The sequence below is a fragment of the Micromonospora sp. HK10 genome, from assembly GCF_000982955.1.
In the GTDB taxonomy this organism is placed as follows: domain Bacteria; phylum Actinomycetota; class Actinomycetes; order Mycobacteriales; family Micromonosporaceae; genus Micromonospora.
Genome location: NZ_KQ058829.1, coordinates 38,819 through 49,773, shown reverse-complemented (window position 1 = coordinate 49,773; position 10,955 = coordinate 38,819). Strand labels below are relative to the sequence as shown.

The window sequence follows — 10,955 nt, the reverse complement described above, 5'->3', positions numbered from 1 at the left end:
TCAGTTCTCCCGGTGGGTGTCGACGGGGCGGATGAGGAGGCTGCCGCTCGGGTGCACCGCAGCCGTGTGCCCGGGCAGCACGAGCGTGGTGGAGTCCATCTCGGTGATGATCGCCGGACCGGGCACGACGTTGCCCGCTCGCAGCAGGGACCGGTCGTAGATGCGGGCTTCCACTTCGGCGCCCTCGACCCAGATGCGGTGGTTGGCCCGTACTGCGCGGCTCGGGTCCGCGTCACCCTGCTCCAGCGCGGGCGCGGCGACCTGGGGCCGGGGACCGTGCGCGGTGGCCCGGACGGTCACCAGCTCGTGTTCGGCATCGAGAACGAAGGAGAACAGTCGTTGGTGATCGGCGTCGAACGCCGACCGCAGGGCCGCGAGTCCACCGCCGGTCCCGTCGAAGGCGTCGATGTCGACAGCCACCGGGATCTCGAAACCCTGTCCGTGGTAGCGCAGGTCGGCGGAGAATACGACGTGCTGCTCATCCTCGGGGACGCCCTGCTCGCTGAGCGTGGAGCACGCCTTGCTCGCGAGTTCGGTGAGAACCGCGCGAAGGCTCTCGTCGGTCATTTCGTTGAAGCGGCGCACCAACGTCCGCACTGACTCGTCGCGCAGGTTGGTCGTCGCGTCGCCGTAGGCGCACAGCACTCCCGGCGACGGCGGAATGATCACCGGCCAGGCCCCGGTCAGTCTGCCGAGAGCGTTGGCGTGCAACGGGCCGGCGCCACCGAAGGCCACCAGCGCGTAGTCGCGCGGGTCGAAGCCCTGCTGCACCGACACCAGCCGCAACGCCCCGAACATGTTCTCGTTGACGATGTCGATGATGCCCGCGGCGGCGGCCTCGACCGACTCCAGCCCGGTGGCGTCGGCGATCGACTTCACCGCCGCTCGTGCCGCCGCACGGTCCAGCGTGATCTCGCCACCGGCCAGATCGGTGGGCAGGTAGCCGAGCACCACGTTCGCGTCGGTCACCGTCGGCTGCTCACCGCCCGCCGCGTACGCGGCCGGACCGGGTGCGGCGCCGGCCGACTGCGGCCCTACCCGGAGCGCCTGGGTCAGCGGCGGTACGTGGGCGATGGATCCGCCGCCGGCACCCACAGTTCGTACGTCGACGGAGGTGGCGCGGACCTTGAGGTCCCCGACCGTGGTCTCCCGACCCACCCGCGGCGTGAGCCCCTGAACCAGGGCGACGTCGGTGGAGGTGCCGCCCATGTCGAAGGTCAGGAAGTCCGGATAGCCGGCCTGCTCCGCCACCCAGGTCGCGCCGGTAACCCCGCCGGCAGGACCGGACAGCAGCAGGTTCACCGGGTTGTCCGCGGCGACGGCCGCGGAGACCAGACCACCGTCGCTGCGCAGGATGCACAGCCGACCGTCCACGCCGGACTCGCCGAGCTGCGCCTCGAGGTTGGCCACGTAGCGCGCCACCTGCGGCTGCACGGCCGCGTTCGCGACGGTGGTGATGGTCCGCTCATACTCGCGAAGCTCCGGCAGCACCGAAGACGACAGCGACACCGGTACGCCCGGAAGCTCCTCGGCGGACAATTCGGCCACCCGGCGCTCGTGCTGCGGGTTGGTGTAGGAGTTGATCAGGCTGACGCTCAACGCCTCGATGCCCTGCGCGCGGAGCTTGCGCAGCTTGGCACGGACGTCAGCCTCGTCGAGTTCGGTCACCACCGCGCCGTCGGCGCCGATCCTGCCGACGACCTCCACGGTGTCCTCCAACGCCGCCAGCGGCTCCGGCTTCGGCCAGATGATCCAGCCGGCCAGGCCACCTGGCACGAAGGAACGGGCGATCTGGAGCACCTGCCGGAAGCCGTCGGTGGTGACCAGCCCAACCCGGGCGCCCTTGCCCTCGAGGATCGCGTTCGTGGCGACCGTGGTGCCGTGGAACACCTCAGCGATCTCCGACATGGGCACGCCGGCGGCCTCACAGGCCCGCTCGATGCCCCGCAGCACCCCGATGGACTGGTCCTCGGGCGTGGAGGAGGTCTTGGCCCGGTATGTCTCTCCGGTCGCCTCGTCGATCAGCAGGATGTCGGTGAACGTTCCCCCCACGTCCACGCCGAGTCGGTAGGTCATGGTCCCTCCTCAGATGACGCCGGCAGAACGCAGCGACGCCATCGCGTCGTCGCCGAGCCCCAGCAGGTCGCGATAGATGTCCTCGTTGTGCTCACCGAGCTCGGGGCCGACGTGCCGGATCCGGCCCGGGCTGTCGGAGAGCTTGGGTACGACGTTGTGCATGGCGAACTCCCCGAGACCGGGGTGGGTCAGCCGGACGATCGCCTCCCGCGAGGCGAAGTGTGGGTCCTCGAGCATGTCCCGGGCCCGGAAGATGCGGCCTGCCGGAACGCCATGGGCGTGCAGCCGTTCGAGCAGATCGTCGGCCGCGAGCGTCGAGCTCCATTCGGCGACCAGGCCGTCCAGCTGCTCCATCCACCGGCCTCGGGCGCCGTGGGTGGCGTACTTCTCGTCGGTGGCCAGCTCCACCCGCCCCATCGCCTCGGCGAGCCGGCGGAAAACCGTGTCCTGGTTCGCCGCGATCAGCACCATCTCGCCGTCGGCCGTCGGGTAGACGTTGCTCGGCGATACGTTCGGAAGGGTCGTTCCGGTCCGCTCCCGCTGGTAGCCGGCGATCTGGTACTCGGGGATGAGCGACTCCATCATCGCCAGCACGGCCTCATAGATGGCCGAGTCCACCACCTGGCCTCGACCGGTGCGTCCGCGCTGGTGCAGCGCCACCAGGGTGCCCAGGCAGGCGAACGTCGCCGCCAGCGAATCGCCGAGAGAGACTCCGGCCCGGGCCGGAGGGCGATCGGGGTCGCCGGTCACGTACCGGATCCCGCCCATCGCCTCACCGATCGATCCGTATCCGGCGCGGGACGAGTAGGGGCCCGTCTGCCCGAAGCCGGTCACGCGGGTGACGATCAGGCCGGGGTTGATCTCCCACAGCCGCTCCGGGGCCAACCCCCAGCGTTCCAACGTGCCGGGCCGGAAGTTCTCGATCAACACGTCCGCCCGCGCGACGAGCCGGCGTACCAGATCCTGACCCTGCTCGGTCCGCAGATTCGCGGTCACGGACTTCTTGTTCCGCGCCACCACCGGCCACCAGAGCGACTTGCCGTACGGCTTCTCGCGCCCCCACTGCCGCATGGGGTCGCCCTGACCCGGGTCCTCGACCTTGATCACCTCGGCGCCGAAGTCGCCGAGGAGTTGACCGCAGAACGGCCCCGCCAGCAGCTGCCCGAGCTCGATCACCCGGATGTCGTCAAGCGGCAGTGGAGTGCTCATGAACCCCTCAATCAGCGTCTCTTTGCATGCAATTCACAGGTTTGTGACTCTCGTTACAGCACGTCGTGCTGGGAAGGTAGGCCGCTGTGGCTCGGGTGTCAATGCCCCGCAGAGAGATTGCATACAATCCGCGGTGTTGCTACGGTGCCGAGCATCATGAGTGACCACACGCCACCGCGGGAGGCCGACAACGGCCACGCCGCCGACGACGCCTACCGGCTGATCCGGGAACAGATCCTGTCCGGGCAACGGTCAGCCGGCGCCTGGCTCCGCGAGGGCGAGTTGGCCGAGTCGATCGGGGTGAGTCGGACGCCCGTCCGGGAGGCGCTCAGACGGCTGACCGCGGAGGGACTGGTCCGCCACGAACGCAACCGTGGCGTACAGGTCCAGGCGTGGAGCATCCACGATCTCGACGAAATCTTCAGCCTGCGGGCCGTGCTCGAGCCGTGGGGCTGCCGACTGGCGGCGACCACAGGCACCATCGACGTGGACGCGCTCGACGCGCTGGCCCACCGGATGGACGAGGTGGCGCCGGACGGACGACCGACCGATGTGGACGAGCTCACCGAGCTGAACAACCGGTTCCACCGGATGATCCTCGAGGCGTCCGACAACAGCCGACTCGCCGGTGTCGTCTCCTCGGTGATCCAGATGCCGCTCGTCTGGCGTACCTTTTCCCGCTACAGCCCCGACGCGCTGCGCCGTAGCCTCGCTCACCACCACGAGCTGGTGGCGGCCCTGGCCGCGCCCGACCCCGACTGGGCGGAGTCCGTTATGCGCAGCCACGTACGCGCGGCATGGCATTCCATCCGGCAGCGAGAGGGCGGCGACCGGGCGCCCGGCCCAGAACTGCCGAACCAGGTCAGCGCACCCGCTGATCACCCGCCACTCTGATCATGTGGTCGGGTTCAGCGATCGCGCGAATGGGCCTCGACACACGCGACGATGTGCAGGAACGGCCACGACCAGCGGTGGATTCTGCTCACCATCGCGCCCGACCGTGTCCGCGCAATTGGGCTGAACTCCTGCTCAACCGAGCCGGCCGTGGCCGTTCCTGCACCTCGTCGGTGCGGCTTTGCGGGCGCCTACAGCGTTGCGAGCCGCAGCGTCCTGCCGAGGGTGAGCGGCAGTGGTGGGGCTCGGACACGTAAACCCCCACAACAGCTCTTCACGTTTCAGTGAGAGTTGGTGGCGAGGCTCTCCGTCGTTGGTCGCGGCCGGGGGGGGACCGGTGCGGTCATGCCCGCATCGACGGTCGAGTTGTGGTCCCGGTCGGAACGAATCATCCAAACGGAATCGGTCGCCTTGCTCGAGGAAGCTCAGCGTGGCCCGGAAGCCGATCGGTCGGTGCAACTGCACGAGCGAGCGAGGCGCCGCGCGGCGATTGGGTCGGGCTGTCCGTGGCGAGGGTGACGGTCCGTCCGGCCTGCGGGGGCTGGGTGAACAGTAGGTGGGCGTACTCTCCGCCACGGGGACGGGCGTGACCTGCGAGGCCAGCAGGAGCGGCGTGCGGGCAGGCCTATCCCACCTCGAAGCCGGGGCGCAGCATGTCGCGGTTGCACGGACGTAGCGGATATCGGTCTCGTACAAATCGGGGGCCTTCGGCGATGTGCTGCTGAAACGCCTCATTGCCCTGGTACGCGGCATGGGCGAGGTCTCATACCCGTGGCCCGGGCTGTGCGGCGTCGAAGTCGACGAAACCGGCCAAACCCAGTCGTAAAGTCGTGGCCTCTTGCCGCCGTCGCCGCAACTGCGGCGCTTCCATGCACGGCTTGCTCAGCCCGACATGCAGGAAGACAGGGCTGACGGGCGGCGTTGGCAGCCGTAACATCGCCGCCGTGATCAAACTGCTATACCGCCTCAGTCCGGTGCGCACCGACTTGTTCGATATCTACCCAGATTTAGCGCCGCTCCGCGCATCGATGAAGTCGGGCGACTGGAGGCGGGTCTCAGGTTACTTTGAAGGCCTCCCGATCCGTGCGGACTGGTCTGTAGCGGTACGGGCAGTTGCGCGTACCCGAGGCGCCGAACGCTTTCTGCAACGCGTGGTCGACTCGGAGCGTGACTCAGCGTTGGTCCGCACGCTGCTCGGCGCACGTTTCATCGTCATGGCCTGGGACGCCCGCAGCGGACTGCTCGCCCAGTATGTGAAGCAGGCGCAGTGGCAGATCTTTCACGACTACCTGAACCGGGCCGAGCGGTTGCTCGCCGATGCCACCACTATTGACCCGACGAATGCCGCCGCATGGACCGAACGCGTCAAAGTCGCCCGAGGGCTCGGCCTCGGCGTTGACGAGGGACGGCGGCGGTACGACCGGGCCGCCGAGCACTGCGACGTCCCGTATCTGGCGCAAGCGGAACTCGCACAGAACCTGTGCCCGAAGTGGGGCGGTTCGTTGGATGCGCTCCTGACCTTCGCCCGAGAACGTCTGGAAACCGGCAAGCCGGGCACGCTTGACGGTGCGGTTCTTGCGGACGCATTGATCGAGCGGGCCTTCATGGAGGACGACTACTCGCTGATGGAGCAGAACCTCCAGGACGGCTCCGTTCGCAGCGAACTCGCCCGGGCCGCTGAGCAGACGGTGCTCCATCCGGACTTCGACCCGTCCACGCACGGCACTGTGGCCGCGCACGCGACCTTCGCGTACGCCTTCTTCGTCGCCGGCGACCACAAGCGCATGGCGCCGCACTTCGCCGCCCTCGGCGACCGGAGCAACTGGTACCCCTGGGGGGTCTGGCACGGCAAGAACTGGAAGGACACCTTCCGCTCCGCCCGTAGGGCCGCCCGCAAGTGGTAGACGAGCCCGGCCTGCTCGAGGTCGATGGAGTTCCGGTACTGATGGCTCCGACGTCCGGCCCGATGAGAGCTGGGCTGATGTTCCGCGTCGGCCGGGTCGACGAGACCCTGGCGACCAGTGGGATCACCCACCTCGTCGAACACCTGGCGTTGCACCGACACGGAACTCCGGACTATCACTACAACGGAATGACCAGCGCCACGACTACACAGTTCGTCATTCAAGGAGCTGGCGACGCCATCGTCGCGTATCTGAACGACGTATGCGCTGGCCTGCGGGATCTGTCGCTCGAACGCCTCGCCGTCGAGAAGAAGTTGCTGGAGACTGAGGCCAGCAACCGGCCGACGCCCGTCAACCAGATGTTGCCGCTGTGGCGGCACGGTGCACGCGACTTCGGTCTGGTCAGCTATCCCGAATGGGGCATGCAGAGCCTGCGCGAGGAACAGGTCCTCCAGTGGGCGCATACCTATTTTAACCGTGCGAACGCCGTGCTGTGGATCGCGGGCGACAGGATCCCCAGCGGTCTTCGGCTCGACCTTCCCGATGGCCAGCGGTGGCCCCTTCCCCCAGAGTCGTCCGCAGCGCCCACCTTGCCGGCGTACTTCGCCGCTGACTCGCCAATTCTGGTAATGGACGGCCAGGTCCCCCGCACGCGGGCCGCAGCCGCCTTTGCGCGGGCCCTGGACCGGGTGCTCTTTCGTGAACTGCGGCAGAACCGCGGGCTGTCCTATACCGCTGCAGCGGCCTACACCACCGACGGCCGCCCGCATGCCACAGTCACCGCGATCGTGGACGCGCAGCCAGACCAAATCGGCGACGCTCTGGACTGCCTCCTTGCTGAAGTCCGCAACCTGGCCCAGACCGAGACAGCAGACTCCGAGCTGGAAACCATCCGCGCTCTCGAGCTAGAAGGCCTCAGCGATCCCGAAGTCGATGCCCGGCTGTTGCCCCGCCGGGCAACGGACCTGCTCACCGGATTCCGCAGCGCCACCACGCGAGAGCTCATCGACGGCTTCCGCACCATGACGGCCAAACAGGTCAGCGCCGCCGCCGGCACCTTCGTGGGAACGGCGATGCTCATGCTGCCGGGCTCACACGCTCACCGCGCCACCGGATTCGAGGCTGCGCCAACCTTCTCCCGGTTCGCAGCGACGGGCAAGCGGCACCGCTCCCGCGCAAGCCATGACGTCCATCTCATCGTTGGCGACGACGGCGTCAGCCTGTCCATCCCTCAGGGGGCATCGACTGTCCTGTTCGATGACTGCACCGCCATGCTGCGCTGGCCCGACGGTGCACGGCAGCTGTTCGGGGCAGACGGAATGACAGTCCGAATCGAGCCGACACTCTATCCGTCCGCGACTGTCGTGCTCGACCGAATCGACTCCCGTATCCCGCAGACAGCAATCGTCGATATGCCCGCCCGCCAGCCCAATGAGATCCCGAAGCCGTCGCGTGCACGCAGCCTGCGCCGACGGGCACGGTCGTGGCTGATTCCCCGCCGCGCGTGGCTGGACCGAGTCGCAACTCCACGCGGTGGAATCCGCCAACTTCTGTACTCGGTGGGAATTGCGGTAGCTGTCTCGGCTTTGACGATCTCGGCCTTCGCGTTCAGCCGCCCAGGTCTACTGCTGCTCGCCATCACGTTCCTCGGAGCGCTGATATGGCGCCGCAAGGACAACGGGCATTGGTAAAACGACGTGATAGCTGCTTTCGGCCCCATGCTGACCGAACCACGCATGATTGCCAGATCGCCTACTTCCGCGCCGAGGAGCCGCCGCGTGAGTGGCTGGACTGGGTAGCGCACCAGCTCTGGCCTATGTGGACTTCGGTGAGGCGGGCGTACGTCGCTTGGCCGAGCACGGGATCGGCGCTGCGCGGTGACTGACCGTCCGCTGCTGTTTCTCGACGTGGACGGGACGCTTCTGCCCTTCGCCGGCGCCGCGGGCCCGATGGGCGATGACGCCAATCCTCTGTTGGCATGTCTCGACGCCGAACACGGCCGCCGGCTCGCTGCGTTGCCTTGTGATCTCGTCTGGGCTACGACCTGGATGGCCGAGGCAAACGAGGTGCTCGCACCACGGCTCGGCCTACCCCAGTTCCCGGTCGTCGACTGGCCAGACGACGAAGACGACGGCGGTCGGCTGCACTGGAAAACGCGCCGCCTTGTCGAGTGGGCCGCAGGACGCCGGTTCGCCTGGGTGGACGACGAAATCACTGAAGCCGACCGGACGTGGGTAGCAGCGAACCACAGCGCCTCCACGCTCCTGCATCGCGTAGACCCACGCCGCGGCCTCACCGACGCGGACTACCAAGCCGTCGCGCAGTGGCTGATCGAGGAGAACATATAGCGCAATCCGATTCGATAATCGAATGGATGCTACGGACAGGGCATCCAACGGTCAGCGCAATTGCAGGTTAGTAGCGATTCTGACCATGTAGTTGTGGTTAACTCGGGCCTCGGACACAAACCATAACCCCACGGTGCGCGCTGAGATCGGACTTCAGCGCGCACCGTTTGCATTTCTGGCTGGTAGGCGAGCCGCAGGCCGAGTTGTCGGTAGACCTCGGTCTTGTCGGCGGGGTCGGCGTCGCGGAGCACGCTGGTGATGTCGCCGAGCGCGGTCACGAGGGCAATGATCTCTGCTCGGCTTATCCGGCGCGGGTTGGTGCCCGCGATGGTGCGTAGTTCGGCTTCCGCGCGGGCGCGTTCGGCTTGGGTCTGCGCGATCCAGCCGGCGACCACGGCCGGGTCGGCGGCGATCTGATCCGCATCGCTGGATGCCAAGCCCGGTGGGGACCCGGTGCGAGCAGGCGACCGCGAGAACGTAACCCAGACCGTGGCCCCGCAGGGCCGCGGCCAGGTGTGGGTCACCGCCGTAGGCCTCGTCACCGGCGACCCTCGTCGAAGAACTCGGCCACTATCCGAGCACGGCCGGCGACAAGATCCTCCGGCTGCGACCACCAGAGCCAGACCGGTTTCGCCGCGGCGCCTGAACACTTTCCCGCCTCCTCGGCAATGTCAGGGTGAAGCGTGGATTTTGCCGAGGAGGGCTATGGATTCGGACGCGGATTTGATCAGCCGGTCGCTGGATGGCGATGTCGACGCCTTCGTAGAGGTGGTCGAGCGTCATGAGACCGCCGTCGGTGCGTACCTCGTTCGCCGGGCTGGGCGGGACGCGGCTGAGGACCTCCTGGGTGAGGTGTGGGTTGCGGCGTTCGAGTCGCGGCGATCGTACGACCGGTCGTACAACGACGCGCGGCCGTGGCTGTACGGGGTGGCATTGAATCGCTTGCGGCGCTACTGGCGGTCCCGGCCGGCCGAGGACCTGTTCGCGGACGTCCCGGACGAGGCTACTGGATGGGATCCGTGGTCGGCGGTGGACCTCGGCGTGGACGCCCGGGCGGTGCTCCGGTCGGCCCTGACGCGGCTCAAACCCGAAGAGCGGGAAGTGCTGAGGCTTGTCGCCTGGGAGGACCTGACCGCAGCCGACGCCGCGCGGGCACTCGGCATACCGGCCGGCACCGCGCGGCGGCTGCTGAGCCAGGCCAGGACGGCATTGCGCGACGCCCCGGGGGTGTCCGCGCTTCTGAAGGACCGCAACAGCGCGAAGGAGAGTCACCGATGACCGACGAGCTCGATCTGGTCGGTGCGTTGGGCAACGCAGAACCACTCAGCCCGGAGGCGTACCAGCGGGCGCGGACGGTGCTGCGGGCGGCTATGGCCGACCCCGGAACCGTGCGCCTGCTGGGCGCGATGTCAGCGAAGGACACGACTATGGAGGCGACGTCAACGATGGAAACGACGACAACCACGCGGGACCACGAATCCAGCCCGGCGCTTCAGCGCCGCCGCAGGATCGGTATCGCGGGCCGATTGGGCATCGGCGCCGGGGTGGCGGCTGCCGCCGCGGCGGCAGTCGTCGCTGTGGTGCTCAACCCGCCGGCGACCGGGAGCATCGAGGCCGGCAAGGATTCGTCGGCCGCCACCTCGGGCTCGACCAGCGTCGACGGGTCGGCCGAGCGCGCGCCGCTGATGACCCTGGCCGGGTCCATCAAGACGGTCACCCCAGCGACGGGCGACGCGTGGCTGGTGAAGGCGACGCAGGTCCATGGCACCAAGACCATGCAGGTCGTCTACACGCTGTACACCGACGGTCACGCGATCTACACGGGCAACAGTGTGCAAGACATCAAGCGTGCGATCGCCCGTCACCAGGACCAGATGGCCGACGGCGGCTACGCTCCGCTCCTCAAGGCAGCCGTCGCCGCGGCGGACAGCAGCCCGGCCGACGGCCGGACCCAGATGCTCAAGGCAGCCAAGGAGCCGCTGGTGGGCCTCGACCCCGCAGCGCAGAAGGCGGTGTGGGACAAGCAGCAGGCGGACGTCCAGGTGATCATCAAGCAGAAGGGCGGCAACGCCGCGCCGAAGCCGTACAGCCCGCAGGCCGTCCAGCGGCACCTCGACAACGCCCTGTGGACGTACAGCACCCTGGCGCTGTCCGCTGGCGACGGCAACACGCAGGTCCGGGCCGGTGTGCTGCGTCTGCTGTCCACCATCCCGGCGGTCAGCGTCACCAACTCGACCACCCACGGCAAGGCCACGCTGACGATCACCGCCGGTCCCGAGGTGTTCGGCGGCGAAGGCAGCGAGGTGCTGACCGTCGACGCCACGACCGGCATGCTCGTCGAGGACGTCTCCACCATGCCGGGCCTGCCCCGGGCCTTGACGACGTACGAATCCTCCCGCGTGACGACGGCCGACCTGTAGGCCGGGAACTCCCACCCACCACCATTCCGGCAGACGTGCGTAACCGTCCGGTGCGGGCCGCCCAGAGGCGGCCCGCACCGTCGTTGGTTGTCGGGGCGGCCCAT

Annotated in this window: 9 protein-coding genes and 1 pseudogene; 6 read left to right on the top strand and 4 right to left on the bottom strand. The window is 68.2% G+C overall.

What is annotated here, in order from left to right; all coding sequences use genetic code 11:
- A complete protein-coding gene (locus tag LQ51_RS16415) occupies positions 1-2,076 on the bottom strand; it encodes a hydantoinase/oxoprolinase family protein (RefSeq protein ID WP_046566723.1) in 2,076 nt (691 codons plus the stop codon).
- Between the two features lie 9 nt (positions 2,077-2,085).
- Positions 2,086-3,285, bottom strand: a complete 1,200-nt coding sequence (locus tag LQ51_RS16410) for a CaiB/BaiF CoA transferase family protein (RefSeq protein ID WP_046566721.1) — start codon at positions 3,283-3,285, stop codon at positions 2,086-2,088.
- A gap of 156 nt (positions 3,286-3,441) precedes the next feature.
- On the opposite strand from LQ51_RS16410, the gene LQ51_RS16405 reads away from it, so the two are divergent.
- The 4 genes from LQ51_RS16405 to LQ51_RS16390 all read left to right on the top strand — a co-directional run bounded on the left by LQ51_RS16405 (position 3,442) and on the right by LQ51_RS16390 (position 8,431).
- A complete protein-coding gene (locus LQ51_RS16405) occupies positions 3,442-4,179 on the top strand; it encodes a GntR family transcriptional regulator (protein WP_052744915.1) in 738 nt (245 codons plus the stop codon).
- 944 nt (positions 4,180-5,123) lie between these two features.
- Complete coding sequence (locus LQ51_RS16400; RefSeq protein ID WP_046566849.1) at positions 5,124-6,083, top strand: hypothetical protein; 960 nt, start codon at positions 5,124-5,126, stop codon at positions 6,081-6,083.
- 77 nt (positions 6,084-6,160) lie between these two features.
- Positions 6,161-7,774 (top strand): peptidase M16 family protein, encoded by a 1,614-nt coding sequence (locus LQ51_RS16395; protein ID WP_156313117.1) that lies wholly within the window; start codon positions 6,161-6,163, stop codon positions 7,772-7,774.
- Positions 7,775-7,975: 201 nt separating this feature from the next.
- Complete coding sequence (locus tag LQ51_RS16390; protein WP_197087794.1) at positions 7,976-8,431, top strand: HAD domain-containing protein; 456 nt, start codon at positions 7,976-7,978, stop codon at positions 8,429-8,431.
- Between the two features lie 29 nt (positions 8,432-8,460).
- Here LQ51_RS16390 and LQ51_RS32795 read toward each other — a convergent pair whose 3' ends face one another.
- Positions 8,461-8,868, bottom strand: a complete 408-nt coding sequence (locus tag LQ51_RS32795; RefSeq protein WP_156313116.1) for a hypothetical protein — start codon at positions 8,866-8,868, stop codon at positions 8,461-8,463.
- A pseudogene (locus LQ51_RS33975) lies at positions 8,864-8,980 on the bottom strand (IS701 family transposase); the annotation flags it as partial. The pseudogene LQ51_RS33975 and the gene LQ51_RS32795, both read right to left, overlap by 5 nt.
- 156 nt (positions 8,981-9,136) lie before the next feature.
- On the opposite strand from LQ51_RS33975, the gene LQ51_RS16385 reads away from it, so the two are divergent.
- Both LQ51_RS16385 and LQ51_RS16380 read left to right on the top strand, forming a co-directional pair.
- Positions 9,137-9,709 carry an RNA polymerase sigma factor gene (locus LQ51_RS16385; protein WP_046566718.1) on the top strand — a complete coding sequence of 191 codons (573 nt, stop codon included), beginning with the start codon at positions 9,137-9,139 and terminating at the stop codon, positions 9,707-9,709.
- Complete coding sequence (locus LQ51_RS16380) at positions 9,706-10,851, top strand: hypothetical protein (protein ID WP_156313115.1); 1,146 nt, start codon at positions 9,706-9,708, stop codon at positions 10,849-10,851. The genes LQ51_RS16385 and LQ51_RS16380 overlap by 4 nt, the downstream gene beginning before the upstream one ends.
- The last annotated feature ends 104 nt before the right edge of the window (positions 10,852-10,955 follow it).